28 protein-coding genes are annotated in these 26,804 nt (G+C 74.2%); 17 read left to right on the forward strand and 11 right to left on the reverse strand.

The features are described from left to right. Positions 1–150 precede the first annotated feature (150 nt). Genes ACRYR8_RS11575 through ACRYR8_RS11590 form a run of 4 tightly spaced genes read left to right on the forward strand, consistent with a single transcriptional unit; the run spans position 151 to position 3,487 of the window. Entirely contained in the window at positions 151–999 is an 849-nt protein-coding gene (locus ACRYR8_RS11575) for a carbohydrate ABC transporter permease (protein WP_432484757.1), read from the forward strand. Then, entirely contained in the window at positions 996–1,913 is a 918-nt protein-coding gene (locus ACRYR8_RS11580; protein WP_432484703.1) for a carbohydrate ABC transporter permease, read from the forward strand. The genes ACRYR8_RS11575 and ACRYR8_RS11580 overlap by 4 nt, the downstream gene beginning before the upstream one ends. 5 nt (positions 1,914–1,918) lie before the next feature. Next, positions 1,919–2,533, forward strand: a complete 615-nt coding sequence (locus ACRYR8_RS11585; protein WP_432484704.1) for a DUF624 domain-containing protein — start codon at positions 1,919–1,921, stop codon at positions 2,531–2,533. A gap of 48 nt (positions 2,534–2,581) precedes the next feature. After that, positions 2,582–3,487, forward strand: coding sequence for an NADP-dependent oxidoreductase (locus ACRYR8_RS11590; protein ID WP_432484705.1), 906 nt, complete (start codon positions 2,582–2,584; stop codon positions 3,485–3,487). Between the two features lie 248 nt (positions 3,488–3,735). Here the strand turns inward: ACRYR8_RS11590 and ACRYR8_RS11595 are convergent, their stop codons facing one another. Then, entirely contained in the window at positions 3,736–4,680 is a 945-nt protein-coding gene (locus ACRYR8_RS11595) for a LysR family transcriptional regulator (RefSeq protein ID WP_432484706.1), read from the reverse strand. 516 nt (positions 4,681–5,196) lie between these two features. On the opposite strand from ACRYR8_RS11595, the gene ACRYR8_RS11600 reads away from it, so the two are divergent. Further along, positions 5,197–5,763, forward strand: coding sequence for a hypothetical protein (locus tag ACRYR8_RS11600; RefSeq protein ID WP_432484707.1), 567 nt, complete (start codon positions 5,197–5,199; stop codon positions 5,761–5,763). On the opposite strand, the gene ACRYR8_RS11605 is transcribed toward ACRYR8_RS11600, so the two are convergent. Beyond that, positions 5,724–6,209: a GNAT family N-acetyltransferase gene (locus ACRYR8_RS11605; protein ID WP_432484708.1), complete on the reverse strand. Its 486-nt coding sequence runs from the start codon at positions 6,207–6,209 to the stop codon at positions 5,724–5,726. The genes ACRYR8_RS11600 and ACRYR8_RS11605 overlap by 40 nt on opposite strands. Before the next feature lie 332 nt (positions 6,210–6,541). On the opposite strand from ACRYR8_RS11605, the gene ACRYR8_RS11610 reads away from it, so the two are divergent. Then, on the forward strand, positions 6,542–6,712 hold the full coding sequence (locus tag ACRYR8_RS11610; protein WP_432484709.1) for a nucleotidyltransferase domain-containing protein: 171 nt from the start codon (positions 6,542–6,544) through the stop codon (positions 6,710–6,712). Positions 6,713–7,016: 304 nt separating this feature from the next. After that, on the forward strand, positions 7,017–7,361 hold the full coding sequence (locus ACRYR8_RS11615) for a hypothetical protein (protein WP_432484710.1): 345 nt from the start codon (positions 7,017–7,019) through the stop codon (positions 7,359–7,361). 284 nt (positions 7,362–7,645) lie between these two features. Here the strand turns inward: ACRYR8_RS11615 and ACRYR8_RS11620 are convergent, their stop codons facing one another. Then, the gene (locus ACRYR8_RS11620; protein ID WP_432484711.1) at positions 7,646–7,810 is read right to left on the reverse strand and encodes a type II toxin-antitoxin system PemK/MazF family toxin; all 165 of its coding nucleotides are present in this window, start codon (positions 7,808–7,810) and stop codon (positions 7,646–7,648) included. A 373-nt stretch (positions 7,811–8,183) separates the two neighbouring features. Between ACRYR8_RS11620 and ACRYR8_RS11625 the strand changes: the two genes are divergently transcribed. Next, on the forward strand, positions 8,184–8,402 hold the full coding sequence (locus ACRYR8_RS11625) for a hypothetical protein (protein WP_432484712.1): 219 nt from the start codon (positions 8,184–8,186) through the stop codon (positions 8,400–8,402). 316 nt (positions 8,403–8,718) lie between these two features. Here the strand turns inward: ACRYR8_RS11625 and ACRYR8_RS11630 are convergent, their stop codons facing one another. The 4 genes from ACRYR8_RS11630 to ACRYR8_RS11645 all read right to left on the reverse strand — a co-directional run bounded on the left by ACRYR8_RS11630 (position 8,719) and on the right by ACRYR8_RS11645 (position 12,641). After that, positions 8,719–9,492, reverse strand: a complete 774-nt coding sequence (locus ACRYR8_RS11630; protein WP_432484713.1) for a DivIVA domain-containing protein — start codon at positions 9,490–9,492, stop codon at positions 8,719–8,721. Continuing rightward, positions 9,489–10,628, reverse strand: a complete 1,140-nt coding sequence (locus ACRYR8_RS11635; RefSeq protein WP_432484714.1) for a globin domain-containing protein — start codon at positions 10,626–10,628, stop codon at positions 9,489–9,491. The genes ACRYR8_RS11630 and ACRYR8_RS11635 overlap by 4 nt, the downstream gene beginning before the upstream one ends. A 23-nt stretch (positions 10,629–10,651) precedes the next feature. Continuing rightward, positions 10,652–11,257 (reverse strand): F0F1 ATP synthase subunit B family protein, encoded by a 606-nt coding sequence (locus ACRYR8_RS11640; RefSeq protein ID WP_432484715.1) that lies wholly within the window; start codon positions 11,255–11,257, stop codon positions 10,652–10,654. Positions 11,258–11,435: 178 nt separating this feature from the next. Beyond that, positions 11,436–12,641 carry a hypothetical protein gene (locus tag ACRYR8_RS11645; protein ID WP_432484716.1) on the reverse strand — a complete coding sequence of 402 codons (1,206 nt, stop codon included), beginning with the start codon at positions 12,639–12,641 and terminating at the stop codon, positions 11,436–11,438. 213 nt (positions 12,642–12,854) lie between these two features. Between ACRYR8_RS11645 and ACRYR8_RS11650 the strand changes: the two genes are divergently transcribed. The 9 genes from ACRYR8_RS11650 (at position 12,855) to ACRYR8_RS11690 (ending at position 23,120) form a co-directional block, all read left to right on the forward strand. Then, the gene (locus ACRYR8_RS11650) at positions 12,855–13,778 is read left to right on the forward strand and encodes a carbohydrate ABC transporter permease (protein WP_432484717.1); all 924 of its coding nucleotides are present in this window, start codon (positions 12,855–12,857) and stop codon (positions 13,776–13,778) included. Further along, on the forward strand, positions 13,768–14,682 hold the full coding sequence (locus ACRYR8_RS11655; protein WP_432484719.1) for a carbohydrate ABC transporter permease: 915 nt from the start codon (positions 13,768–13,770) through the stop codon (positions 14,680–14,682). Before ACRYR8_RS11650 ends, ACRYR8_RS11655 begins: the two co-directional genes overlap by 11 nt. A 68-nt stretch (positions 14,683–14,750) precedes the next feature. Next, complete coding sequence (locus tag ACRYR8_RS11660; protein WP_432484720.1) at positions 14,751–16,067, forward strand: ABC transporter substrate-binding protein; 1,317 nt, start codon at positions 14,751–14,753, stop codon at positions 16,065–16,067. Between the two features lie 112 nt (positions 16,068–16,179). Next, entirely contained in the window at positions 16,180–17,505 is a 1,326-nt protein-coding gene (locus tag ACRYR8_RS11665) for an ABC transporter substrate-binding protein (RefSeq protein ID WP_432484721.1), read from the forward strand. A gap of 54 nt (positions 17,506–17,559) precedes the next feature. Further along, positions 17,560–18,894 (forward strand): ABC transporter substrate-binding protein, encoded by a 1,335-nt coding sequence (locus tag ACRYR8_RS11670; protein ID WP_432484722.1) that lies wholly within the window; start codon positions 17,560–17,562, stop codon positions 18,892–18,894. A gap of 79 nt (positions 18,895–18,973) precedes the next feature. Beyond that, complete coding sequence (locus ACRYR8_RS11675) at positions 18,974–20,089, forward strand: Gfo/Idh/MocA family protein (protein ID WP_432484723.1); 1,116 nt, start codon at positions 18,974–18,976, stop codon at positions 20,087–20,089. Positions 20,090–20,119: 30 nt separating this feature from the next. Then, on the forward strand, positions 20,120–21,073 hold the full coding sequence (locus ACRYR8_RS11680) for a DUF6807 domain-containing protein (protein WP_432484724.1): 954 nt from the start codon (positions 20,120–20,122) through the stop codon (positions 21,071–21,073). Further along, entirely contained in the window at positions 21,070–21,816 is a 747-nt protein-coding gene (locus tag ACRYR8_RS11685; protein ID WP_432484725.1) for a cupin domain-containing protein, read from the forward strand. The genes ACRYR8_RS11680 and ACRYR8_RS11685 overlap by 4 nt, the downstream gene beginning before the upstream one ends. Before the next feature lie 131 nt (positions 21,817–21,947). Then, positions 21,948–23,120 carry an ATP-grasp domain-containing protein gene (locus tag ACRYR8_RS11690; RefSeq protein WP_432484726.1) on the forward strand — a complete coding sequence of 391 codons (1,173 nt, stop codon included), beginning with the start codon at positions 21,948–21,950 and terminating at the stop codon, positions 23,118–23,120. Between the two features lie 18 nt (positions 23,121–23,138). On the opposite strand, the gene ACRYR8_RS11695 is transcribed toward ACRYR8_RS11690, so the two are convergent. The 4 genes from ACRYR8_RS11695 to ACRYR8_RS11710 form a co-directional block, all read right to left on the reverse strand. Further along, positions 23,139–23,765 carry a histidine phosphatase family protein gene (locus ACRYR8_RS11695; protein WP_432484759.1) on the reverse strand — a complete coding sequence of 209 codons (627 nt, stop codon included), beginning with the start codon at positions 23,763–23,765 and terminating at the stop codon, positions 23,139–23,141. 43 nt (positions 23,766–23,808) lie between these two features. Further along, a complete protein-coding gene (locus ACRYR8_RS11700) occupies positions 23,809–24,597 on the reverse strand; it encodes a ferritin-like domain-containing protein (RefSeq protein WP_432484728.1) in 789 nt (262 codons plus the stop codon). 96 nt (positions 24,598–24,693) lie between these two features. Further along, positions 24,694–24,999 carry a hypothetical protein gene (locus ACRYR8_RS11705; protein ID WP_432484729.1) on the reverse strand — a complete coding sequence of 102 codons (306 nt, stop codon included), beginning with the start codon at positions 24,997–24,999 and terminating at the stop codon, positions 24,694–24,696. Positions 25,000–25,159: 160 nt separating this feature from the next. Beyond that, positions 25,160–26,692 (reverse strand): esterase-like activity of phytase family protein, encoded by a 1,533-nt coding sequence (locus tag ACRYR8_RS11710; RefSeq protein ID WP_432484730.1) that lies wholly within the window; start codon positions 26,690–26,692, stop codon positions 25,160–25,162. Between the last annotated feature and the right edge of the window lie 112 nt (positions 26,693–26,804).

The following is a 26,804-nucleotide window of genomic DNA, read 5'->3' on the forward strand; positions in this document are numbered from 1 at the left end:
GCCCCCACCAACCACCCCCCCCCCCCCCCCCCCCCCCCCCCCCCCCCCCCCCCCCCCCCCCCCCCCCCCCCCCCCCCCCCCCCCCCCCCCCCCCCCCCCCCCCCCCCCCCCCCCCCCCGGCGGGCGGAGACCCGCACCGGTTACGCCTTCCTGGCACCGTGGCTGATCGGGTTCTTCGTCCTCACCGCCGGTCCCATGCTGGCCTCGCTGTACCTGGCGTTCACCGACTACAACCTGTTCCAGGCCCCCGAGTGGATCGGGCTGGAGAACTTCCAGCGCCTGTTCGACGACCCGCGCTACCTGCAGTCGGTCAAGATCACCCTCATCTACGTGCTCCTGGGCACACCGATCAAGCTGGCCGCCGCGCTCGCCGTGGCGCTGCTGCTCAACAGCGCGCTGAGCGGGCAGAGCTTCTACCGGTCGGCGTTCTACGCGCCCTCGCTCATCGGCGCCAGCGTCTCGATCGCGATCGTGTGGAAGGCGATGTTCTCGGACGGCGGCGTCGTCGACCTCGGTCTCACCGGCCTGGGGTTCGCCTCCGGCGGCTGGGTGGGCGACCCGTCCAAGACCATGCCGATGATGATCCTGCTGACCACGTGGCAGTTCGGCGCCCCGATGGTCATCTTCCTCGCCGGACTGAAGCAGGTGCCGCGCGAGCTGTACGAGGCGGCGTCGGTGGACGGAGCCGGTGCGCTGCGCCGCTTCTGGAGCATCACCGTGCCGATGCTCTCGCCGGTCATCTTCTTCAACCTGCTGCTGGAGACGATCAACGCGTTCCAGATCTTCGCCTCGGCCTTCATCATCTCCGGCGGCCAGGGCGGCCCGGCGGGGTCCACGCTCTTCTACACGCTGTACCTCTACATCCGCGGCTTCCAGGACTCCCAGATGGGGTACGCCTCGGCGATGGCGTGGATGCTGGCCCTGGTCATCGGCCTCATCACCGCGGCCATGTTCCGCACCTCGAACGCCTGGGTCCACTACAGCGGGGAGTCCAAGTGAGCACCGCGATCTCGACCACGACCGCCGCCACGCTGACCGGCGACGACCGGCCGGTCTCCCACCGGGCCAAGCGCCGGAAGGGGGCGCTGGGCAGGTCCGTGCTGCTGCACGCGATCTCCATCGCCATCCTCCTCGTCGCGTTGTACCCCGTGCTGTGGATGCTCGTGTCGTCGCTGAAGCCGACGAACGAGATCGTCGGGGACGCCTCGCTGCTGCCCAGCAACGCCGGCTTCGACAACTACCGCACGGCGATGGCCGGCATCGGTGGCATCTCCGCCTGGAGCTTCGCCTGGAACTCCCTGATGCTGGCCGTGCTGTCGGTGATCGGCACGGTGCTGTCGTCGGCGGTCACCGCCTACGCCTTCGCCCGCATCGAGTTCGCCGGCCGCAAGCTGTGGTTCGCCCTCATGATCGGAACGCTGCTCCTGCCGTTCCACGTGCTGATCATCCCGCAGTACATCGTCTTCCAGAAGCTGGACCTGGTCGACACCTACGTCCCACTGCTCATCGGCAAGTTCCTGGCTGCGGAGGCGTTCTTCGTCTTCCTCATGGTGCAGTTCATGCGCAACGTGCCGCGCGAACTGGATGAGGCGGCGCGCATCGACGGCTGCGGGCACGTTCGCACCTTCGCGAGCATCATGCTGCCGCTGATGCGCCCGGCGCTCATCACCGCGTCGATCTTCGCCTTCATCTGGAGCTGGAACGACTTCCTCGGGCCCCTGCTGTACCTGAACTCCCCCGACAAGTACCCGCTGCCGCTGGCGCTGCGGTTGTTCGTCGACCAGACCAGCGTGTCCGACTACGGCGCCATGATCGCCATGTCGGTGCTCGCGCTGATGCCGGTCATGCTCTTCTTCCTGGTGTTCCAGCGCTTCCTCGTGGACGGCGTGGCGACCCAGGGCCTCAAGGGCTGAGCGGCGTGCCGCGCAGCGCAGGTCCCGCCGGGACCCGGCGTCCCGCCGGGCCCCGCGCGGGAGGCACCCGCGACTCCTTCGAACTGTTCGCCGAGACGCTCCTGACCGGCGTCGTCGTGGGTGTCCTGGCCCTGCCCCTCGTCACCGCCCTGCCGGCCGTGGCGGGGGGCACCGAGCACCTGCGTCGCCACCGGGCCGGGGAGGTCTCCGGCACGCGGGTGCTGCTGCGCACGGCGCGCGCCGCGCTGCGCGGGTCGTGGGGGGTCTCCCTCGCCCTGCTCGCGGCGCTGGCGCTGCTGGGGTTCAACGCGCTGCTCGCCGTCGGTCCCCTCCCCGGCGGCGACGTGCTGCTGGCGGTCACCGGCCTGCTCGCGGTGGCCGTCGTGGTGCTCGCGCTGCGGGCCGCGGCGGCGTGGCGGCCGGGCGCGGCGTGGCCCTCGCTGGTGCGCACCGCTGCCCGCGACGCTGCCGCGGACCCGGGCGGGTCCGTCCTCCTCGGCGCCGCCGTCGCCTTCGTGGTGCTGCTGGCGTGGATGCTGCCGCCGCTGGCGCTGCCCGGCGCCGGGCTCGTCGTGCTGGGCCTGGTGGCGGTCGAGGCGCGCCGCTCCCCCACCGCCTGATCCCGGGGTGCGGCCGGCACCGCGAGCGCGTAGGAACGTGGTGTGCGCGTGGTCGAGGTGAGCGAACCCGGTGGTCCAGACGTCCTGCAGGTCGTGCAGCGCCCGGAGCCCCAGCCGGGCGAGGGCGAGGTGGTGGTCGCCGTCGAGGCGGCCGGGGTGAACCCCACCGACCTCGCGGCCCGGCAGGGCATGACCGTGGGCGACTCCGCGCGCCCGCCGTACGTGCTGGGGTGGGACTTCGCCGGCACCGTCGTCTCGGTGGGCCCGGGTGCGCAGCTGCGCCCCGGCCGGCCCGTCGTCGGCATGGTCCCCTGGTACGCCGAGCACGGGCGGGTGGGCGCCTACGCCGAGCGGATCGCCGTGCCGGAGTCGTGGGTGCTGCCGCGGCCGGACGGGCTCGGCGCCGTCGAGGCGGCCACGATCCCCCTCAACGCCCTCACCGCCGCGCAGCTGCTGGACCTGCTGGCCCCGCCGCCCGGCGCGGACGTCCTCGTCACCGGGGCCAGCGGCGCGGTCGGCGGGTACGCGGTGCAGCTGGCCGCGCAGGCCGGGCACCGGGTCACCGCCGTGGCCGGCACGGGCGACGGGGAGTGGGTTCGCGGCCTGGGCGCGGCCGTGGTGCTGGGCCGGGACACCGACTACACCTCGATCGGCACGTTCGGCTCCGTCGTGGACGCCGTCCCGGTGGGCGAGGCCCTGTTCCCCGCCGTGGCTCCCGGCGGCACCGTCCTGTCCACCCGTCCCGTCACCGAGGCGCCCGCCGCGGCGGGCATCACCCAGCGGGTGATGCTCGTGGAACTGGACCTGCCGCTGCTGACCCGGCTGGTCGGCGAGGTCGCCGCCGGGCGGCTGCGCACCCGCGTGTCGTCGACGTTCCCGCTGGAGCGGGCCGCCGACGCTCACCGCGCCGCCGAGGAGCACGGCCGGCGCGGGAAGGTCGTCCTCGAGCCCTGACCCCTGCTCTCCGGATCTGCGGGGAAGGCGCGCCCGGCCGTCGGCGGGTCGCCGCCGACTTCACGGTCGTGCGCGACACGTGGGTGATCGGGGCCACCCGCACGACGTCGATGTCCGCGAGACCGCGACGGGCGCACGATCACGCCCCGGGAGCGATCGGCAGCAGGGGCCATCACCAGGTGCTGGGACCGGACTCCGCGTCGACCCGCGGTCCGCTTCGGCTCTCGCTGCTCGTCACTGGGCGCAGCTCAGCCCGGGTCGAGGAACGCCCGGTCAGCGGTGGGCATCCAGACCCCGGGGTCCGGGCGAGGGGCGGACGTGGCGAGGCCCATCCCGGTGAGGACCCTCGTGACGGTGTCGGCGGGCAGATCGTCGCGCCACAGCAGCGACCAGGGGAAGACGGGGGTCGGGTCGACGACGGGCACGGTGCGCATGCGCGGATCGGGTGTGCGCATGGCTTCGCCGATGAGCGACGGCGCGGAGGCGCCGGTGGTGACGTCCTCAGCCCACTGCTGGAACCCGAAGGTGGATCCCGTGGTGTCGAGGTCGATGCCGGCGACCACGCACAGCTCGGCGGCGTAGCCGCGCCACTCCAGCGGCGCCGCGGCCATCGGGAACCACAGGTGCTGCCCGGACAGCTGGAGCAGCGGGAGCTCATCGAGCTGAGCCCACCGGTGGTGTTCGGGGACGAGGACGGCGAGAGGCTCCAGCAGCACGAGTCGGCGACGGATCCCCGTGGGCCACGGGGACGGGACGGCGCCAGCCCTGCCGAAGGCGAGGTCCGCGCCGCCCAGACGCAGCAGGTGCTCCGCCGTCGTCTCGACCGGCCGGTGCACGATGTCGAGCGGAAGGCCGTGCGTGCGGGTGGCGTGGCGCACCCAGGTCGTCGTGACGAGGTCGCCGCCCATCACGTCGACGCGAAGACGTCCGGCGCGTTCACGGGTGAGGTCGAGACGGTCCACAGCGGCGAGGACCTCGCGCGCGGTGGGAAGGGCACGCTGCCCCGCCGCGGTCAGGCGGATCCGGCGCCGGTCGTTGCGATCCACCAGCAGCACACCCAGTTCGGTCTCCAGCCGCCTGATCCGCTTGGACAGCGCCTGCTGGGTCAGGCCCAGGCGGGTGGCCGCGCGGCCGAAGTGCAACTCGTCGGCGAGGACGACCAGCGCGCGGAGCAGTCCGGTGTCGATGTCCACCCCCGAACGAACGCACGACAACCACCGGTTGTCAACGACGGGGAGAGTTGTTGGACCCGCTCCGCCGTCGCCCGGTCTACTCGACCGCGTGATCGAGGAGCCCACGACGACCATCGGTCAGCGGCCTGGGCCGGAGACGCCGGCAGGCTGTGATGCTGCGGCCCGAGACGACCGGGGCGGTGCCCGGCGCGTTCCTGGCCACCGGCAGCGGTGCGGGCTCTCGCACGTCACCGGCCCACGTCGCGGCCGCGTTCGCCCGCCGCGGCACCGCGGTGCTGACCTACGACGAGAACCTGAGCACGCCGGCGCCTGGAGGCACCACCCCGACCAGGACCGCTCCTTCGACACCTCGGTCAGCCAGGGCGTCCCGGTGGTGGCCGTGCCGGATCCACCACCTTCGACCGCCGTCCTGCTCCACGGCGCGAACCTGTTGATGCTCACCGGGCTCGGGCCCACCGTCATCACCGTGGTGCGACGTGTGGTCGATCACCTGACCACCCCCCGGAAGGCCACCCGATGCACACGACCCTGATCTTCATCCACGCCGCCGCTGCCACCGTCGCCCTGGCCGCGGGCTTGGCCGCGTTCCGACGCCCCGTCCTCGTCGGAGCGCACGCGGTGGGAACCGTGCTGATGAGCGCCACCCTCGCCGGCGCCCTGTGGGTCGGGCGGGGCCGCAACGCCGTCGTCCTCGACGTGGTGTTCCTGGCCCTGCTCGTCCTGTCACTGGTCATGAGCTACCGCAGCGTCCGAGCCTGGCAGCACCGCCCACCCGACGGCGAGGGCACGTCCGCGGGCTACGTCGCCGCCGTTGGTTTCAACTGCATCAGTCTGATCACCGGGCTGCTCGCCATCGCCGCGCTGCGCACCGGCTGGGGTCCGGTCGCCCTCGTCGCTACAGGCGTCCTGCCCACCCTCGTCGGCCGCGTCCCCCTCGACCGCGCCGTCCACGCCAGGCAGCGACCACCACTGCTCGAAGCCCGATCGGAGACGACCGTTCGAGTCACGGGTTCCAGTCCACCGGCTTCACGGTCGTGCCGCGCTCAGTGCGCGCCTGAGGACGACTCCGGGGCCATGTCGTAGGTGATCACGGGGCTGCGGTCGGCGAGGCGGTCGTAGAGCTTCCGGGCGCCGTTGGCCCGTCCCGTCGTCCACCGCACCGTGCTCCACCCCTCGCCCGCGGCCATCGTGCGCAGGTGCTCCAGCACCGCACGAGCCCCGCCACGCCCCCGCTGGCCGGGGTCGACGAACAGGTCGTCCAGCCAGCACCCGAGCGACCCGGCCAGGGGCCGCTCGAACAGGCGGTAGTGCGCCAGGCCGACCACCTGCTGCTGCTCGTGCTCTCGCAGGAGCAGGCAGCGGGTCTGGGCCTGCGGGGCGAGGATCCAGGACCACACGCGGGACAGGTGCTCGCTGCTCAAGACCTCTCCGGCGACCTCGCCGTAGGCCAGGTACAGCCGCTGCCACTCGGCCCGGTCCGCGTCGGTGGCTGGGGTGACGGTCCAGGTGGCGGTGTCCGCGGTGCTCACCGGCCCAGCCTCCCGCGGGTGGGTGCGCAGAAGGCCACGGGGTCCGAACCAGGCACTCCCACGGCACGAGCCAGGACGTCGCCGACCGCCCGGATTCGTCGATCCCAGGACGTTCAGGACCCTTCGCAGGTGTCGACGATCCGCTCTCTCGACGTCGTGCCGGTCATCGACTCCGCCGCCGCGCTGCTGCACCTGCTGCGCGCCGGCGGCCACCTGTTCGAGGCCTCGTTGCTCGCCGTCGACGCACCGCCCGCCGCCCCGCTGTCCGGACCCCCGGGAGCGCGCCTGCGCCGGCACCGCCACGAGGTCGAGAGATCGCCGCGACCCACGGCGTGCACCGCGTGCGCGTCTTCGGCAGCACCGCGCGGGGTACCGAGCGTCCCGATTCCGACGTCGACCCGGTCCCCGAGGACGGGCTCAAGCCCGACGTGCGCGAACCGGAGCTGGGGCCGAGCCCACCTGCCGCCCGAACCAGCACCTCCGCCGGTAGCGCTGGGGCATAGTCGAAGGATGCGGACACGCTCAGGCCTCGCCGCCGCGCTCGTGGCTGCTCTGGTCCCCAGCGCCTGTGCTGACCGGAGCCCCGCCGCCCCGCAGGCTTCGCAGGCCTCCACGGGCGAGCCAGCACCTGCACGTGAGTCAGCCGCGTCCCCCTCCACCCCGACGGTCACTCCCGAGCCAGGTCCCTACACCCGGCCCGCGTTCGTCGAACCGCCGATCGACGGGCCGGACCGCCCCGGCGACGACCTCATCGACTGGCGCCGCCAAGTGCGCGAATCGGTGCAGCGCCACCCCGGTACCTTCGCCGTGCCTGTCGAGCTGCCCGCCGACATCCACCTGGCCTTCACCAGCACTTGGTGGGAGCACCCCGTCCTCGACGTCATGAGCGACGGCTCAGGTGTCATCGTCTGCCGCGACGAGCTACCCGCCTGCGAAGCAGCGTTGGGAGATGCCCCGGTCACCGTGGTGCGCAGCGGCGAAGTGGACTCAGACCCCTTCCACGTCCTCCTCAAGCCCCCCGCCGAGCCCGGAACCACCGGTGAGCTGACGCCGGCCCAGCAGGACTACTGGGCCACGGTCGCCTTCACCTCCGCCGTTCCCGACTGGGCGATGGAAGCAGCCCGAGCAGGGGCACCCCGCGAAGGCGCCTGAGACACCGGGTGGACGACCACAGCACACCGTCCGCTCGGTCGTGACGCCGTGGGGGCCGCTCCCGCCGTCGCCCCCACAGGGCCAGGTGCAGCCGCGAGGCGCCGTCGAGGGCGTCCAACGCCTTCGACGGCAACCGCCCCAGCACCGGTCCCGCACGATCCACCGAGACGGCACGGACCTGCTCGGACCGGACCCCGCGATCGACGTGCGGACCGGCGACCCGAGCGCCGAGCGGCACCTGGAAGGGGAACACCCCGGCCGTGTCACCGCTCACCGCTCACCGCTCACCGCTCACCGCTCACCGCAACCACGGTGACCACGCTCCGCCCCAGGCGTTCTGCAGCCGCCTCGGCCCGTTCGCTGCCGACCACGACCGCGGGGCGGCGCTCGCTCGCCTCGCCGCCCCGGACCGGGCCGAGGTCGACCAGACGAACTCCTGCGCAGCGCACCAGCGCAGTCCGTCAACCGCAGCGCCCTCCCCCACCTCACGGTCCCCGCACTCGTCCCAGTCCTGCCAGGCAGTGGCGCGGTCCTGCTCCGAGCCGCTGGTGGACCAGTGCCCGGACGGCCAGCCGGAGCGCTGCACACCGGCACGGCCGCTGGGGCCGCGCCACGCAGGCACCGGCCCACCCCCGCTCCACCGTGACGGCTGCCGCGAAGACGCCTACGGTGGACGAGATCGCGCACCCGCGGACCACCGTCAGGGCGCGCGTGGACGCAGCGCCACCGCCGCGGCGAGCACGACCGCGGGAACGGGCCTGCGGGCACCGTCCCGGCTGCGTCGAGGACGACCGCAGCTGCACCGGGGAAGGGAACGAGACCGTGCTGCGAAAGACCCTCGCCGCCCTGCTGGGCCTGGGTGGTGCGATCTGCCTGTCGCGGCTGCTGTTCGCGTACCCGCAGGCGCGAACCGGCATCGTGCTGGCCACGCCGAGCGGAGCCGCGATCGTGGCCGGCTACTGGCTGCGGCGCTCCCCCCGGAACCACCACAGCGCGCAACGCGCCCCGTTGCGCGCACCGGAGCGGGCCCGCACACGCTGACCCACCGGGGGATCCCCACCGGGCCGGCGACGTCGCCGGCCCGGCACGCACCACCGGTGCCGCACGACTGGAGGAGCCCCCCGACGAGGGGAACGGCTCCCCCACCGCGACGGGCCGGGGCTCCCCGTCGTCCCTGCGCCGCTACAGCGTCGTGCGCACCCCGGCCGCGCGGGCGGAGGAGTGGTCCACCGCGTGCCCCGAGACCGAGCACCCGACCTTCGTGCTCCCGCTCCCGATCGGTCCGCGGGTCCGGAGAGCCCTGAACCCGGTGCCCCGGGGCCCGCACCGGGCAGCGGGGCTCCGGCCGGCCCCGGCCTCAGCCGCGGGCCGGCGCGACCCCGTCGCCGGTGAGGTCGACGACGGCCGGGCGCCCGTTCGCGGTGCCCGTGCCACCCGGCGGCGTGTCCAGGGGCGTACCGGCGGACCCCTCGGACCGGGACGCGGGAACCCCCTCGGGCAGGGCCGCGGGGTCCGCACGCCCCCACTGCGCCTCGACGTCCTCCAGCAGGCCCTCCAGGTAGGAGCGCAGCTGCGCGCGGCAGGCGCGGCCGAACGCCTGCAGGTAGACGACCTGCTCGTGCACCTGCTCCGGCGTCAGCCCGTCCGCGGGGGTGGTGGTCCCGGCCGGTGCGACCGGCGCGCTCGGCTCGGCACCGGGGCGGGCGGCGCGCCGCACGATCTCGTCGGCCTCGTCGCGGGCCTGCTGCAGGAGGTTCTCGTACTGCTCGCGCGCCTGGGTGGCGAGCATCCTGCTGAAGCTCTCCGCGTCGGCGACGTACTGGTCGGCGGTCTGCTGGGCAGCCGAGAGGATCCCCACCGCGTGGTCCGTGGGATCGACCGGCGCGCCGGCCTCGCCCGCCGCCTGCAGGTTCCGGCGGAGGGTCTGGACCTCTTCGCGCAGAGCGGTCCTCTCGGCGGCCAGCCGCCCCACCTCGCTGCGCACGCGGGCGAGGAAGGCGTCCACCTCCGCGCGGTCGTAGCCGCGCTGCAGGAGCGGGGCGACGCCGAAGCGGGCGTCCCCCGTCACCTCCTGCGCCACGTCCAGCGCCACGTCCTCCGACGTGCTCCGCGGGGTTCCCTCGTCGCTCACCGCGACACCTTCCCTCCGACGTCGGGCCCCGAACGGCTCGGGGCGAACACCTGCGCGCGCACGCGCTCACGCGGCAGGCCCTGCGCGGTCAGCAGTTGCACCGTGCGCTCGACGTCGCGGCGGTCCCCCGCCACGTGGGCGTCGCGCGCGTTCCACGGGCCGTGCTGCAGCACCACCTCCGGCAGGTCGCCGTGCAGGTGGGCGGACCGGGGGTCGTCGGAGACGACGGGCGTCACGGTCAGCCAGGGGTGCTCGGACTCCAGCCGGCGCAGGGCAGGGAGGTCGTACAGCCCCGCGTCGTCGCCGGCTCCGGCGAACAGGTGGACCCGGCGGCCGGAGGCCCCGGCGGCGACCTCGGCGATCAGCGCCTTCGCCGGCGCGAGCCCCGTGCCCGCCGCCACCACGAGCAGGTCGCGGTCGGACTCCGGCGGCAGGGCCGGCTCGCCCACCGCCGGGCCCAGGCGCAGGACGTCGCCCACACCGGCGTGGAGGGCCAGCGCCGAGCTCACCGGGCCGCCGGCGTGGGCCTGCACGTGCAGCTCCAGCGCCCCGTCGGGGCCGTGGACGCCCGCCGGGCAGTAGTACCGCCACAGGCGCGGGCGCAGCTCCGTCTCCACCGAGATCGCCTGGCCGGCGCGCACGGGCAGGGGTGCGTGCGGCTGCACGCGCAGCACGCTCACGTCGACGGACCGGCGCTCGTGGCCGACGACCTTCGCGTCCCACCACGCGGGCTGGTCGGCCACGGCGTCCGCGGCCTCCACCATCACCTGCGAAACGAGCCCGTAGGCGGCGGTCCAGTCGCGCTCGAGGTCCTCGTCCCACTCGTCGTCGAAGTGCCGCAGCGTCGCCAGCAGGCTGGCGCCGACGGCCGGGTAGTGGGCGGCGAGGGTCCCGAACTTGCGGTGGTCGCGCCCCAGGCCCTGCAGGACCGGCACCAGGGAGTCGAGGTCGTCGACGAGCGCGACCACCTGGCCGAGGGCGCTGAACAGCTTGTCGCGCTGGTGCACCATCGACACGGGGAACATCGGCCGCGTCTCGGGGTGCCGCAGGAACAGGTGCGAGTAGAAGAACAACGGCGCCTCGTCACCCGCGGCGGCCGCCTTGGCGAAACTGGCCCGCATGGCTGCGACGTCCACGGTCGTCGCCTCCCCGACCGGGCTCAGCCCGCGGCCGGCGCGGGCCGGGCGCCGCCGGCCGAGCCGTCCGCGTCGACCGCGGTGGCGGGTTCCGCCCCGGTCAGGTCGATGACGGTGGAGCCGTCCGCCGGGGCGGCGGGGCGCCCCTCGGCGAGCGCCAGCAGCCGGCCGGCGAGCTCGCGGGCCTGCTCGCGCGCGTCGGTGCGGGTGCGCTCGATCTCGGCGACGGCCCGCTCGGCCTCCTCCTGCCGGCGGCGGCTCTCCACGTGCAGGGCCAGGGCCGCCTCACGGGCCCGCTCCTCGGTGGCGAGGGCCCGTTCCTCCGCCTCGGCGACGATCGTCGCGGCCTGCTGCCGCGCCTCGGCGAGCGCCGTGTCGGCGCTGCGCTGCGCGAGCTCCAGCAGCCGGGCGGCCTGCTGCGGGACGTCCGGGGTGCCGGGCGCACCCGCGCGCGACTCGGCCAGTTGCCGCGCCTGCTCGCTGCTCTCCAGGCGCCGGGCCAGGTCCCAGACCATCTCCTGGGCGTAGCTGACGAAGTCGTCGACCTCCGCCGCCGCGTACCCGTTCTTCGCGGTCGAGAACTGCGGCACGAGGCCGGTGTGCTGGGTGCCGTCGACGGTCGAGGCCATGGTCCCTCCGGTGGACGCGGTGGCGGACGCTGCGCGCCGCGGCCCCGGGGACCGGGTGCGACGCGCCAGTTGTACCAACGCGGGAGCCCACTGTCACGACCCGATCGCTGCCGGTGGTGCTCCGGGTGCGACGGGACAGCCGGTGGGCGGGGCGGGGACCGGGCCTGCGCGGCCCGCCTCAGCGGCCGCCGAGGATGTCGCGGATCTGCTGCTTCTGCGCGTCCCCGAGGCCGAGCGTGTCGGCGACCGAGTCGAACCAGAGCGGCTCGCCCTCGTCGCCGAACAGCCCGCCCGGCTCGTCGTCACCGGCGGCGATGCCCGCTGCGACCGCCGGCCAGAACCCGCGCGCCACCGTCCACGGCGCGGTGGCGCTGACGAGCCCTGCCGCGGCGAGGTCGGCGATCCGCTCGCGCACCTCCTCCAGCGCCGCGGCGGAGGCCGGGCCCAGGTCCGCGGACTCCTCCACGAGCTCGTCCAGGGCGTCCTCGTCGAACGGCTCCCCCACCACGGCGGCCGCCAGGACCGTGGGGAGTACGGCCTCGGCGACGGAGAAGCCGCCGTCCAGGGTGGCGGGGTCGTCGAGGAGGAAGCGGCCCACCAGGTCGCGGCGCAGCTCGCGCGCGGCGGGTTCCGCGTCCAGCCACCCGGCCGCCTCACCGCCCGGGGTCAGGGACGTCTCGTCCTCGCCGTCGAGCAGGTCGAGGTCGATCATCGCGAGCACCACCTGCCGCAGCCAGGGGACGTCCTCCAGGCCGACCTCCTGGCCTGGACGGCCCAGGGCGGTCAGGAGCGCCGCCACGTCGGCGGCGGACAGCTCCTCGTCGTCCGGCACCTCGAGGCCCTCCCCGACGTGCTCGAGGACCGCGGAGGCGACCCGCACCGGGAAGGAGGCGAGGACGGCGGCGTCCTCCTCCTCGGGGCCGACCTCCTCGGCCGCGGCGGTGAGCAGCTCCAGCACGTCCGTCTCGGCGGGCCCGAGGATGGCCAGGCAGGTCTCCAGGTGCCCCGCCGTGCCGCTCCAGCGGCCGGTCTCGCCCAGGAACCCCAGGAACTGGTACCAGACCGCCCGCAGGTCCAGCTCCACCTCCTCCGGCTCGGGCGAGCCGCTCTGCCGGGCCAGGGCCGGCAGCACCCGGGCGGTCAGGACCTCGACCTCCTCCGGCGCGAAGCGGGTGACGACGGGTTCGCGCACCCCCGGCCGCGAGGTCAGCAGCCCGCCGAGCGAGGTCGCGAGCGCATCGACGACCCCGTCGGCACCGACCTCGTCGTCGATGACGGCGCGGTGGCGCAGCCACTCCTCCAGCGGCGCCCGCAGTTCGCGCAGCGCGTGCTCACCCGCTTCGCGCAGGTCGTCCAGGGGCGGCAGCTCGTCTCGGGTCGGCACCCCTGCACCCTGCCACCCGCCCGGGGCGCCGGGCCACCCGCGCAGCGGGCCCCCGGGCGGTCACCTCCCGGCGCGCGGGTCCGCCGAACCACTTCCGCCACGGGCACCCGCTTGCTAGGGTCCGACGGTAAGCGTTTCCCGAAGAGTTCGGTCGATGATGACTGGAGGGGCCATGGAGCACGTCCCGGCACGAGGCGCCGCGGGAGCGCCGCGGTGAGCGCGCTCGGTGAGCTCCGCACGCTCAAGGGCGGGCAGCAGGGCACCGGCAAGCGCGACACGAAGATCGCCTACCTGTTCCTGCTGCCGTGGTTCGCGGGGCTGTTCCTCATCACGGTCGGCCCGATGGCCGCCTCGCTGTACCTGTCGTTCACCGACTACAACCTCATCCAGACCCCCGAGTGGATCGGTCTGGAGAACTTCCAGCAGATGTTGAGCGACGACCGGCTGCACAACTCGCTGAAGGTCACGTTCCTCTACGTCTTCGTCTCCGTGCCGCTGCAGCTGGCGCTGGCGCTGGCGCTGGCGGTCTTCCTCGACCGGGGCCTGCGCGGCCTGGCCATCTACCGCTCGATCTACTACCTGCCCTCGCTGCTGGGCTCCTCGGTCGCCATCGCGGTCCTGTGGCGGCAGATCTTCGGCACCCAGGGCCTCATCAACCAGCTCCTGGCGCTCGTCGGCGTCGACGGCCGCGGCTGGATCTCGGACCCCTCCACCGCGCTGGGCACCATCATCATCCTGAACGTGTGGACGTTCGGCGCCCCGATGGTCATCTTCCTCGCGGGCCTGCGGCAGATCCCGCGCATGTACTACGAGGCCGCCTCGACCGAGGGCGCCGGCCGGTGGCGGCAGTTCCGCTCCATCACCCTGCCGCTGCTGACGCCCATCATCTTCTTCAACCTGGTGCTGCAGCTGATCCACGCGTTTCAGTCGTTCACGCAGGCGTTCGTCGTCTCCGGCGGCACCGGCGGCCCCAGCGACTCGACGATGTTCTACACGCTGTACCTGTACCAGAGCGGCTTCAAGAACTTCGACATGGGCTACGCCTCCGCCCTCGCCTGGATGCTGCTCATCATCATCGCGATCTTCACCGCCATCAACTTCTACGCCTCGAAGCTGTGGGTGTTCTATGACGACTGACATCTCGCCCACCCGCCGCGGCACCGCCGCAGCACCCGCGCCGTCCCGGCCCCCGCACCGGGACGAGGCGCCGTGGCCGAGCCGGCTCCGGTCCGGGCTGAAGCACGCCACCCTGATCCTGGCCGCCTTCGTCATGCTCTACCCGGTGCTGTGGATGATCGCCGGCTCCCTGCGCTCGCAGGACCAGATCTTCCAGGCGCCCGGCCTGTGGGTCTCCGACCCGCAGCCGCAGAACTACTCCAGCGGCTGGGACGCCCTGACGTCCCCGTTCGGGCACTACATGCTCAACTCGGCGATCATCGCGATCGGCTGCATCCTGGGGAACCTCGTCTCCTGCTCGCTGGCCGCCTACGCCTTCGCCCGCATGGAGTTCCGGGCGAAGAAGGCGCTGTTCGCCGTGATGCTCATGACGATCATGCTGCCGATCCACGTCGTGATCGTCCCGCAGTACATCCTGTACTCGCAGCTGGACTGGCTGAACACCTTCCTGCCGATGATCGTGCCCAAGGTGCTGGCGACCGACGCGTTCTTCATCTTCCTCATGGTCCAGTTCATCCGCGGCATCCCGCGCGAGCTCGACGAGGCCGCGCGCATCGACGGCTGCGGGCACTTCCGCATCTTCGGCCGGATCATCCTGCCGCTCATGGTGCCCGCCCTGGCCACCACCGCGATCTTCACCTTCATCTGGACCTGGAACGACTTCTTCAGCCAGCTGATCTTCCTCACCGACCCGGACATGTACACCGTGCCGGTCGCCCTGAGCTCGTTCATCGACGCGACCTCCGAGTCCTCCTGGGGCTCGCTGTTCGCCATGAGCGTGGTGTCCCTGGTGCCCATCTTCCTGGCCTTCCTCTTCGGCCAGCGCTTCCTCATCAAGGGCATCGCCACGACCGGCGGCAAGTAGCCCGCCCTCCAGCTCGACGCACCCTCGAACGTTGCCGGGCACGGACGCCCGGCGGAAGGACGGTCCCCGTGCCCACCCCCACCCCGCGCCACCGCCCCGTCTCCCGCCGGGCCTTCGGCGGTCTCGCCGCAGGCGCCGCCGCCACCGCGGGACTGGCCGCGTGCGGGGGCGGGTCGGCCAGCAGCGAGGGACCGGTGAACCTGCGCTTCACCTGGTGGGGCTCCGACGCCCGCCACCAGTACACCCAGCAGATCATCGACGCCTTCAACGAGGAGCACCCCGACATCCACGTCGAGGGCGAGTTCACCGAGTGGTCCGGCTACTGGGACCGCCTGGCGACCAACGTGGCTGCGAACGACGCGCCCGACATCATCCAGATGGACGCCATCTACCTGCGCTCCTACGCCGACCGCGGGGCCCTGCTGGACCTCTCGCAGCTCGACGGCCTGGACACCTCCGCGATCGACTCCACCGCGCTGGACACCGGCGAGACCGGCGACGGCCTGTTCGGCCTGGTCTCCGGCGTCGTCCCGCTGGGCATCATGACCAACCCCGCCCTCGTGCAGGCGGCCGGGCAGCAGATGCCCGACGACACGACGTGGACGTGGGGCGACTACGAGGCCCTCGGCGCGGCGATCAGCGCCGGCACCCCCGACGGCACCTACGGCGTCGCCAACGGCGGCATCGACGAGGCCGGCCTGCAGCTGTGGGTGAAGCAGCTCGGCGGGGCCTTCTACGACGACGAGGGCAACGTCACCCTCGACCCGGCCATGGTCACCGACTGGTACGAGTACAACCTCGGGCTCATCGAGTCCGGAGCCGCCGGTCCGGTGACCCTGGCGATGGAGCGGGCCGTGGCCGCTCTCGACCAGAGCGGCATCGCCACCAACACCACCGCGATGCAGCAGTACTGGGCCACCCAGATCACCGCGCTGGCCGGCGCCAGCGGCCAGCCGCTGACACTGCTGCGCCCGCCCACCCAGTCCCCCGGCGGCGAGCCCGGCGTCTACTACAAGCCATCGATGTTCTGGTCCGCCTCGGCGCGCACCGAGCACCCCGAGGCCGTCGCCACGTTCCTGGACCACCTGGTGAACTCCGAGGCGGTCGCCGACCTCATGCTCACCGAGCGCGGCATCCCCGCCAACACGCAGATCCGCGAGTACATCAGCCCCAAGCTCTCCGAGACGGACCGCCTGGCGATCGACTACACCGACTCCCTCGCCGACGTCGTCGAGGACACCCCGCCGTCGGCACCCGCGGGCGCCTCCACCATCGAGGAGATCGTGCGCCGCTACGGTTCCGAGGTCCTCTTCGGCCAGCAGCAACCGGCGGCCGCGGCCCGGGCGATGGTGGAGGAGCTGACGAACTCCGTCGAGTCGGCCTGACCGGCCCCGGCGCGCCCCCTCGCGCACCTACGATCACCACCACCGCTGGGCCCCGGCCCCGGCCGAGGCCCGGGCGCAGCACCACCGGTCGACGACGACAGTGGGAGACACAGTGACCCAGACCCCCCGCCCCGCTTCCGCCCCCTCGCGCCGCACCGTCGGGCTCGGCGCCCTCGGGGCAGCCGCCGCGACCGGGCTCACCGCCTGCGGCGGCGGCTCCGGCGGCGACGACTCCGGGCCCGCCCGGCTGCGCTTCACCTGGTGGGGTTCGGACGCCCGCCACGAGTACACGCAGGAGATCATCAAGCAGTTCAACGAGGAGAACCCCGACATCTTCGTCGAGGGCGAGTTCACCGAGTGGTCCGGCTACTGGGACCGCCTGGCCACCTCGACCGCCGCCAACGACTCCCCCGACATCATCCAGATGGACGCGGCCTACCTGAAGTCCTACGCCGACCGCGGTGCGCTGCTGGACCTGTCGAAGGAGGACGGCCTCGACACCGGCGCCATCTCCGACGACGACCTCGCCCTCGGCGAGTCCGACGGCGGCCTGTACGCGATCGTCCAGGGGGTCGTGCCCCACGCCATCGTGGCGAACGCCCAGATCCTCGAGGCCGCCGGCGTGCCGGTGCCGGACGACACCACGTGGACGTGGGAGGAGTACGCCCGCATCGGCAAGGCCGTGTCCGACGCCGGGCTGCCGGACGTGTACGGCATCCAGACCGAGGGCGTGCAGGGCCCGCCCATGGAGAACTGGGCGATGCAGCTCGGCGAGACCCTGTTCACCGACGAGGGCGGCGTGGGCCTCAACCCGGACACCCTCGCCTCGTTCTGGGAGTACCACCTGGGGCTGGCCGAGTCGGGCGCCGGCACCCCCGTCACCCTCACCATCGAGCGCAACCCCACCTCCTCCGCCCTGGACCAGTCCGGCACCGCCACCAACACCGTGGCCTTCGCCCCCTGGTGGTCCACTCAGCTCACCGCCCTGACGAACGCGTCGGGACAGCGGCTGCTCCTGCTGCGCCCGCCGGCGCAGTCCCCGGGCGGCGACCCGGGGTTGTACTACAAGGCCTCCATGTACTGGGCGGTGTCCTCGCGCACGGAGCACCCCGAGGCCGCCGTGCGGTTCATCAACCACCTGTCCACCGCCGACGCCGTCGCCGACCTCATGCTCACCGAGCGCGGCATCCCGGCCAACCCCGCCTTCCGCGAGCGCATCGTCGACAAGCTCGCGGAGACCGACCGGATGGCGCTGGAGTACGTGAACTCCATCGAGGACGTCGTCAACCCGGCCCCACCCATCCCCCCGGTCGGCGGGTCGTCCTCCGGGGAGATCATGACCCGCATCGGCTCCGACGTGCTCTTCGGCCGCCAGACGCCCGACGCGGCCGCGCAGGCCTTCGTCGACGACCTGACGAACCAGATCGAGTCCGCCTGACCCGGCCCCACGAGGACCGCACCCCACACCCCCCACGCACCGAGAGGAGAACCGATGAACCCGTCGACGACGCCGGCCGCATCGGCCCGCAGCCACCGCCCCCTCACCCGCCGGGCCTTCGCCGCCGGCCTGGCCGGCACCGCGGCCGCCACCGGCCTGGCCGCCTGCGGTGGCGGTGGTTCCGGCGCCACCGAGGGGAACGCCTCCCTGCGCTTCACGTGGTGGGGCTCCGACACCCGCCACCAGCTCACCGACCGCGCCATCAAGGCCTTCGAGGCGGAGAACACCGACGTCACCGTCAAGGGCGAGTTCACCGAGTGGTCCGGTTACTGGGACCGCCTCGCCACGACCGTCGCGGCCAACGACGCCCCGGACGTCATCCAGATGGACGTCCTGCAGCTGCGCTCCTACGCCGACCGCGGCGCGCTGCTCGACCTGGTGGACACCGAGATCGACACCGGCAGCATCCCGTCCGACACCCTCGACACGGGCCGCACCGCGGACGGCCTCTTCGCCGTCCCCGTGGGCGTCAACGCGCACGTCGTCGTCGCCAACCCGGCGCTGTTCGAGGCGGCCGGCGTGCCGCTGCCCGACGACACGACGTGGACGTGGCAGGAGGCGGCGGACATCGCCCTGCGCATCTCGCAGAGCGGGCAGCCGGACGTCCACGGGTGGCAGACGATGGGCCTGGACGAGGCCAGCCTGCAGCTGTGGGTCTCCCAGCTCGGTGGGGAGTTCTACGGCGACGGCACCGAGGTCACCCTCGACCCCGCCCACGTCGCGTCCTGGTGGGAGTACAACCTCGGCACCGTCCAGGCCGGGGCGGCCGCCCCCGCCACCCTGGCCGTCGAGCGGCAGGCCGGCGGGCTCAGCCAGTCCGGGACCGCCACCGGCACGGCCGCGATGGCCGTGTGGTGGGCCAACCAGGTCACCGCGCTGTCCTCGGCCGCCGGTCAGGAGATGGTGCTGCTGCGCCCGCCCCTGCAAGAACCGGGCGGCTCGCCGGGCACCTTCTACAAGGCGTCCATGTTCTGGTCCATCTCCTCGCGCACCCAGCACCCCGAAGCCGCGGCGCGCCTGGTGGACTGGCTCACCAACTCCCCGGAGGCGGCCGAGATCCTGCTCACCGAGCGCGGGATCCCCAGCGACCCCGAGCGCCGCGAGCTGATCGGCCCGCTGCTGCAGCCGTCCGACGCCCAGTCCGTGGAGTACGTGGAATCCCTCGAGGACGTCGTCGTCCCGGCGCCGCCGGCCGCACCCCCCGGCGCCAGCACCGTCCAGGACCTCGTCACCCGCTACGGTTCCGAGGTGCTGTTCGGCCGGCAGACTCCGCAGGCGGCCGCCGAGGCGCTGGTCGCGGAACTGCAGAACAACGTGACCTCGGCCTGAGGACCCGCGGCCCGGGCCACGCGGCCCGGGCCGCGGCCCCGCCCGCACCGCTCCCCCACCCCGCCAGGAGGCAGTCCCCGTGACGAGCACCCCGTCCCCCCGCACCGTCGTCGTCGTCGGCACCGGCGGCATCGCCGCCGCCCACGCCCGTGCCCTGACCGCGCTCGGCGACCGGGTCCGCATCGCGGCCGCCGTCGACGTGGACGCCGGGCGGGCGCAGGCGTTCGCCGAGCAGTGGGGCGTGCCGCGCGCGGCCACGGACCTGGCCGACGTCCTGGCGGACACCCGCGTCGACCTCGTGCACGTCTGCACGCCGCCGAGCGCGCACGTCCCCGTGGCCGAGCAGGCGCTGGCCGCCGGGGCGAGCGTCGTCGTGGAGAAGCCCATCGCCCTCTCCCTCGCCGAGACCGACCGGCTCACCGCCGCCGAGGCGGCCTCGGCCGGTTCGGTGGCGGTGGTCTCCCAGCACCGCTTCGGCTCCGGCGTGCAGCGGCTCGCCTCGATCGTCGACGACGGCACCCTGGGCCGCCCGCTCGTCGCCACCTGCCTCACCCAGTGGTACCGCCCCGACGAGTACTTCCTCGTGCCCTGGCGCGGCACCTTCGAGGTCGAGGGCGGCGGGCCGACGATGGGCCACGGCATCCACCAGATGGACGTGCTGCTGTCGGTGCTCGGGCCGTGGGAGGAGGTCAGCGCGATGGCCTCGCAGGGTGCGCGGCCCACGCGGACCGAGGAGGTCTCCGTCGCCACCGTGCGGTTCGCCTCCGGCGCGCTGGCGAGCGTGGTGAACTCGGTGGTCTCCCCGCGCGAGACGACGATCCTGCGCTTCGACCTCGAACTGGCCACCGTGGAGCTGCACCACCTGTACGGCTACGACGACGACGACTTCACCGTCACCGCCGCCCCCGGCCACGAGGGGGCCGCAGCCGCCGCGTGGGCGCGCGAACCGCAGGGCGTGCCGAGCGGCCACGAGGCCCAGTTCCGCGCGGTGCTCGACGCCCTGGACCGCGGCGAGCTGCCGCCGGTGCCGCTGGCGGACGCGCGCGACACCCTGGAGCTCGTCGCCGCGATCTACCGGTCGGCCTTCACCGGCGGCGCCCCGGTGCGCCGCGGCGAGATCGACGCCGGGGACCCGTTCGCGTCGCGCATGGACGGCACCGGCGCCCCGTGGGCCCGGATCCCCACCGCCCGCTGAGACACCACCCGCGAGAGGACCCGCACCCCGATGAGCACCACCACCAGCACGGCGACGGAGACGGCGCTCGCGCTCGACGCCACGACGCCCGGGCGCACCGTCGTGCGCGCCGGCGACGTGGACATCGCCACCTACGTCCACGACGGCGACTTCCCCGCGAAGGAGTCGCGCAAGCCGTACCTGCACCCGCTGCGCACCCTCGACGGCGCGGTCGTCACCGCGTACCGCCCGCACGACCACCGCTGGCACAAGGGCCTGCAGATGACCGCCTCGCACGTGTCGGGGCAGAACTTCTGGGGGGGCGGCACCTACGTCCACGGCGAGGGGTACGTCCCGAAGGACAACGTCGGGCAGATGCGGCACGACGGTTTCGACACCGCCCGCAGCTCCGGCGGCACCGTCGAGCTCGTCGAACGGCTGACGTGGATCAGCTCCGGCGGGCAGGAGTGGGCGCGCGAGGTGCGGTCCCACCGCTTCGGCTCGGTCGACCCCGCCCGGGGGACGTGGACCCTGGACTTCGACACGGAGATCACCTGCACGCGCGGTGAGCCGCTGGAGCTCGGCAGCCCCACCACCCACGGGCGCCCCTCCGCCGGGTACACCGGGTACTTCTGGCGCGGCCCGCGCGGCTGGACCGGCGGGACGATCACCACCCCGGACCGCGAGGGCGAGGACGCCATGGGCACCTCCAGCGCCTGGCTGGCGTACTCCTCCCCGCACGACGAGGTCGACGGCGGCGGCACGCTGCTCGTGCTCGCCGGCTCGGCGTCGACCACCTCGAACCCCGCGGTGCCGCTGACGTGGTTCGTGCGGCACACCCCCTTCCCGGCCATCGCCCCGTCCTTCGCGTTCCACGACGAGGTCGTCCTCGCCGACGGCGAGTCGCTGCGGCTGCGGCACCGCGTCGTCGTCGGCGACCGGATCTGGGGCCGGGAGGAGATCGAGGAGGTCGCCGCGGCGAACGCGCTGGACGCGACCCCGTGACCCCCACCGGTGAGGTCCCCGAGTTCCCCGGGGCGGTCGGCCTGTCGGAGCTGAACGTGTACCCGTGGGAGACGGCCGACGACCTGCACGGAGGTTCGCCCCACCTGCACACCACCTGCTCGGAGTGCTACGTCGTGGTGAGCGGCCGCGGGGAACTGCACACCCTCACCGCCTCCGGGTACGCCGAGCACCCGCTCGGTGCCGGGGACGTCGTCTGGTTCACCCCCGGGACGATCCACCGGGCCGTGGACGTGGAGGACCTCAAGGTCGTCGTCGTCATGCAGAACTCGGGACTGCCCGAGGCCGGCGACGCCGTGATGACGTTCCCGCCCGAGCACCTGCGCGACGCGGAGACCTACCGTCGGGCGGCCTCGATCCTCGGCCCCGACGGCAGCCCCTCCCCCGAGCGCGCACGGGCCCGCCGCGACCTCGCCGTGCAGGGGTTCACGGAGATCCTGCGCCGCACCCGCGACGGCGACACCTCCGCGCTGACGGAGTTCCACACCGCCGCCGCCGCCATCGTCCGTCCCCGCACCGGCGAGTTCCGCGCGCGCTGGGAACGGGGCGCGGCCGCGGTCGCACGGCGCACCGGCGAGCAGATCGACGCCCTCGAGCGCGGTGACGCCTCGCACCTCGCCACCGGGACCGCCACCCGCCTCGCGCGGCCGGAACCGACCACCCTGGGCATGTGCGGGTTCCTCGCCCCGTACGACACCGCCCGTTCCGCCGCCGGCAGGGCCTGACCACCACGCCCCGCCCTCCGCGAGCACCCCACCCACCGTGACCGCCGGATCGCCGTGCGGCTCCCCGGCCGACATGCTGGTCCGGGGGCCGCGGCGAGGGCGGCCGGACACCGGTGGGAGGAGCGGGACGGGTGCGAGCGCTCATCGTGGAACAGGGCTGGAGCCGGGGGGCGCTGGCCGCGGCGCGCGCGCTGCACGACGCCGGCTGGACGGTGGGCGTCGCCACGCCCACCGGTCCCCGCGACGGCCTGGCGGTCCGCTCCCGCGCCCGGTCCGCGCACCACCGCACGGAGCCGCTGCACCCCGCGGACGGGTTCACCGGCTCCGTGGCCCGGGCGGTGCGCGAGGGCGGCTACGACGTCGTCTTCGGCGCCGGCGAGGCCGAGGTCACCGCCCTGTCCGCGGCGCGCGACGCGGTGGGCGCGGTCGTCCCGCACGGCCCGCACGATCAGCTGCTGCGGGCGATGGACAAGTCGGAGCTCGCGCGGGCCGCGTCGGCCGTGGGCATCGCCGTGCCGGACGTCCTCGACCCCGCCGACGTGCCCGACGAGCGCACCGCCTGCATCGTCAAGGCGGACCGGCACGCCCGCCCGGACCTGCCGGGGTCGCCGCCGCGCATCGACACGACCGTCGTGACCGGGCGCACCGCCGTCGCCCGCCGCGTGGCGCAGGTGCGCGCCCTCGGCGCGGACGTCGAGGTGCAGGTCCTGCACCCCGGGACCCTCGTCGCGTACGCGGTCGTGCGCGGCCCGGGCGGGGTGGTCGCCGAGTCCCAGCAGCGCGCCGAGCGCATCTGGCCGCCCGGTGCCGGAGCCAGCGCCCGCGCCGTCACCGTGGACGTGGACGAGGAGCTCGCGGCGCGCGCGCAGGCGCTGCTGGAGTCCCTGGAGTTCCTCGGCCTGGCGGAACTGCAGTACGTGCAGGCCCCCGACGGCACTGCGCGGCTCATCGACCTCAACGCCCGCTTCTACGGGTCGCTGTCGCTGGCGGTGGCCGCCGGGGCGAACCTGCCGGCCGCGTGGGGGCAGATCGCCCTGGGCCGCGCGCCGCGCCCCGTGCGGGCGCGGCCGGGCGTGCGCTACCAGTGGGGCAGCGCCGACGTGCGCCGGGCCCTCACCGAGCGCCGCGGCGGCCTCGTGCGCGACCTCGCCGCCACCGTGGGTGCCGCACCGGGGGCCCGGCACAGCGTGGCGTCGCTGCGCGACCCCGGTCCGGCGCTGGCGCGGCTGCGCTCGGGGCTCGCGCGCCGGGAGCGCCGGCGACCGGCGCCCACCGGCGTGCCCGCACCCGCGTCCGCCACCTGAGCCGGGACCCGGCGGGGTTCAGGCCGGGCCGGTGCGCAGGTGCGCGGAGTCGTTGTGCCGCAGCAGCGTCCACGGCCCGCGCGGATCCCCGGCGGGCAGGGCGCGAACCTCGCTGAGGCCCGTGGGGTCCACGTGCGCCCGGTGCATCACCACCCGCGGCACCCCCAGCGCGTCCACCACGGTGAGCTTGACGGGGTACATGTGGCTGACCAGGAGGACCCGCCCGCCGGGGTGCTCGGCGGCCAGGCGCTCGCGCACCCGCGCCACCCGGTCACCGACCTGCTCCAGGGACTCGCCGCCGGGGACGGGCTCGGTGCTGCGCTGCCGCCAGGCGTCCTGGGCGCCCGGCCAGCGGCGGTCCACCTCCGCGGGCGTCAGGCCCTCCCAGTCGCCGAAGTCGATCTCGCGCAGGTCGTCCTCCACGCGCAGTCCCAGCCCGAGGGCGGTCGCGACCTCCTCGGCGGTCTGGCGCGCGCGCAGCACCGGGCTGCACGCCAGGACGTCGGCGCCGCCGGCCGCGCGCAGCGCACCCGCCAGCCGGCGTGCCTGGTCGCGGCCCACCTCGGACAGCGGCGGGTCCTGCCCCGTGGACCCGCTCAGGCGGCCCTGCGCGGTGTGGGCGGTCGCCCCGTGCCGGGCCAGCAGGAAGGTCGTGCCCTCCGCCGCGCCCGGCCGGGGCCGGCCGCTGTCAGCTGCCGGCGGCGTGACGGCCCCCGCGCTCGTCGCTGGCGGCGGTGCGCTCCTCCAGGGCGGCGTCGTTCAGCTCGGCCCCCACCGGCGTCGCGGTGCTGGAGGTCGTGGTGGTGGTGGAGGTGGTGGTGGCCGGCTGGGTGCGCAGCGACTCGGCCGCCGCCTCGCGGGCCTCCTCCTTGCCCTTGTTGTCGGCGACCTTCGACGCCGCTGCCGCGGCCGCGCCGACCGTGGCGGCCACCCCGGCGGCCAGACCCGCCTTGACGCCGCTGCTCATGCCCTGGTCCCGGGGGGTGGTGGCCACGCCGGTGACGGCGATCCGCTCGGCCATCGCCTTGACGCGGGAGCCGGCGGTGCGCTCCACGCCCAGGCTGGTCTCCAGCAGGGTCGCGACGCGCTCGGCGCCGCGGGCGCGGGCGTGGAGGACGAGCGTCTCGTAGACGGCCTGCTCGTGGTACTCCGTCTCCAGGGCGCCGGAGAGGATCACCGCGTCGACCAGGGAGTCGTCGGTCTTCTTCAGGACGGTCTCGGCCTCGGCCGCCAGCGCCTTGGTCACCGGGCACGGGGAGTCGTCGACCTCTTCGCCCAGCAGGGCGAAGCACTGCTCGATGACCTCGATCTGCTCGCGGGTCTCGGCGGCGTGCTCGCGCAGGAGCTGCTTCAGCTCCTCGCGCTGGGCGGCCTCCTCGAGGCGGCCCAGCATCGCGAGGGTGTCCTTCTCCATCGTCAGCGCCGCCCCCAGCTTGTAGCTGAAGATCTCCTCGGGGCTGTTCAGTCGCTCGAACATCGTGCGCTCTCCTCCACGTCGGGTCTCAGCTGATCGACCTTCAATCTGGCACGGCACCAGCGGTGCCGCATCCGGCCGAGCCCGCAGGGGGGGGTGTCAGCCGGTCGGCTCGGACACCGGGGCGTCGCCGTCGCCGTCGCCGCCGTCCTCGCGCAGCGTCGGGTCCGCGGCCTGCCCGGCCCCGGCGCCGGCGGCGTCGGGCACCACGTCGCCGGAGGGGTCGCCGGAGGGGTCGCCGGAGGGGTCGCCGGCCCCCTCCTCCCGGCGGCTGCGCGCGGCGACCTCGCGGACCTCGGCGTCCACCCGCTCCTCGATCTCGTCGACGAGGGCGGGCAGTTCGGCACCGGGCGGGGACGGAGCCTCACGGGGAACGGGAGCCTCGTGGTGGGGTTCGGTGCTCATGCTGCGTCCTCTCCGGCGTGGGCGGCTGCTGCCCCACCGTAACCAGGTCACGCCCCCGCCGCTGAGCACGCCTGCCGGAGGCGCTGGACGGCCTCCGGCGAGCGCGACCCGGGTGACGGGCTCATCGCCGCGATCGTCGGGGCGGACAGGGGGCCGGGCTTCAGCGGACCTGGCCCCGCACCGTCGCCTGCGCCGTACGGGCACGGCCGTCGGTGAGACGGGTGGTGTCGAGGACGAGGACGGCGCCGTCGTCCTGGCGGCCGTCGGGCAGCAGCTTCGGCTCCAGCTGGTACGGCGGTTCGTCCCCGACGACCCCGGGGATGCCGAAGTCGCTGTCGTTGGCCAGGACGAGCGTCGTGCCGCCGTCGATGGTCGCGACGCCCTCGATCTTGTCGTGCGCGAAGAAGCCACCCTGCGGGTCCAGGTCCCACACCAGGCCGCTGACGTCCAGCGCCGGTTCCTCGGCCACCGGGGTTACACCGGCTGCGGCGAGCAGCCCGGCGGCGGTCGCGGTGTCGGCGGTCGCGGTCCGGGTTTCCAGCTCGTCGGTGCCTCGGCCACTGATGTCGCTGGCGCCGGCGAGGTCGATGCGGAACAGCCGCTTGAAGCTGTCGGCACCGAAACCCCCGTCGCGCTCGACGACCAGGAACTCCGTGTCCGACACCGCGGTGATCTCGCTGACCGCACCGCTGTTGGTCGAGGGGTCGTCGAGCAGGTACGCGAACTGCCGGGTTCGCCGGGTCTCCAGGTCGACGGTGACGATCCGCAGCAGCGGATCGTCGAAGGTGTTGCCCGTCCCGCCGGGGACCTGCAGCGCCGACTGGAGGATGCCGACAAGCGTGCGGCCGTCGGGGGTGAGGGTCAGGCCCTCCATGCCGCGGTTGGGGAAGCGGTCGGCGAGTTCACGGGGCAGCGTCCCCAACCGCGGGGACAGGCGCTCCAGCGCACGGCCATCGGCCGCGAAGTGGGTGAGGAACGGGCCCTGCTCGTCGGACACCCAGAAGGTGCCGTCCGGCAGCGCCACCAGCCCCTCGGGGTCGTAGCCCTGCGGCGAGGTGGGCAGCACCTGCCCGTCGAGGTCGACGATCGTCTCCCCGGTCCGGGCGAGGGGGTTGACCTGCCCGTCGCAGGGCACGCCGTCGGCGGCGCGCAGCGGGATCGTCGCCAGCAGTTCCGCGCGCGGGCCGTCGGCGTCGCGCACGAGCCGGAAGCGGCCGATGGCCGGCACGAAGCCGGGCAGCGGCGCCACCTTCTCCCCGTTCGGCCCGTCGACGTTGGGGCCGCGGTCGGTCAGGCCGTAGAACTCGCCCTCGACGCCCGGCACGGGCGTCAACGCGGAACCGAACGCGCCTCCGGGGATGGTGGTGCCGCCGATCGTCGCCAGCGGTGCGACGACGGTCGGGTGGAGGGTCACCGCGTCGGTGACCGTGTACGTGAAGGTGTCCTCGCCGGTGAAGCCGGGGTCGGGGACGTAGGTGAAGGAGCCGTCCGCGGCGACGGTGACGCTGCCGTGGGCGGCGTCGGTGCTGCACACGACGGTGCGCCCGGCCTGGTAGTCGGTGACGTCGTTGGCGACGACGCCTTGACCGGCGGCCACGCGCAGCGGCGTCCCGGCCGCGGCGGCGTACACGTCGTCGAAGGCCTGCGGTCCGCCGGCGGGTGCGCCGGCGGCGAGTGCCGCTCCTGAGGTCACCCCCCCCCCCCCCGAGGGTGAGCACGAACAGGGTGTGACTCAGTCACGCACATCGCTCGACGACGAGCGATGTGCGTGACGAGTGAGCACGGCCGTCCGCCCCCGGCTCGGG

It is taken from the genome of Kineococcus esterisolvens, assembly GCF_050871405.1.
In the GTDB taxonomy this organism is placed as follows: Bacteria; Actinomycetota; Actinomycetes; order Actinomycetales; family Kineococcaceae; genus Kineococcus.

Bases quoted from the DNA above. Each gene is read 5' to 3' on its own strand.
- ACRYR8_RS11600 (WP_432484707.1), top strand. From the start codon at position 5,197: ATGCACACGACCCTGATCTTCATCCACGCCGCCGCTGCCACCGTCGCC.
- ACRYR8_RS11640 (WP_432484715.1), bottom strand. From the start codon at position 11,257: ATGGCCTCGACCGTCGACGGCACCCAGCACACCGGCCTCGTGCCGCAG.
- ACRYR8_RS11655 (WP_432484719.1), top strand. From the start codon at position 13,768: ATGACGACTGACATCTCGCCCACCCGCCGCGGCACCGCCGCAGCACCC.
- ACRYR8_RS11670 (WP_432484722.1), top strand. From the start codon at position 17,560: ATGAACCCGTCGACGACGCCGGCCGCATCGGCCCGCAGCCACCGCCCC.
- ACRYR8_RS11680 (WP_432484724.1), top strand. From the start codon at position 20,120: ATGAGCACCACCACCAGCACGGCGACGGAGACGGCGCTCGCGCTCGAC.
- ACRYR8_RS11700 (WP_432484728.1), bottom strand. From the start codon at position 24,597: ATGTTCGAGCGACTGAACAGCCCCGAGGAGATCTTCAGCTACAAGCTG.
- ACRYR8_RS11705 (WP_432484729.1), bottom strand. From the start codon at position 24,999: ATGAGCACCGAACCCCACCACGAGGCTCCCGTTCCCCGTGAGGCTCCG.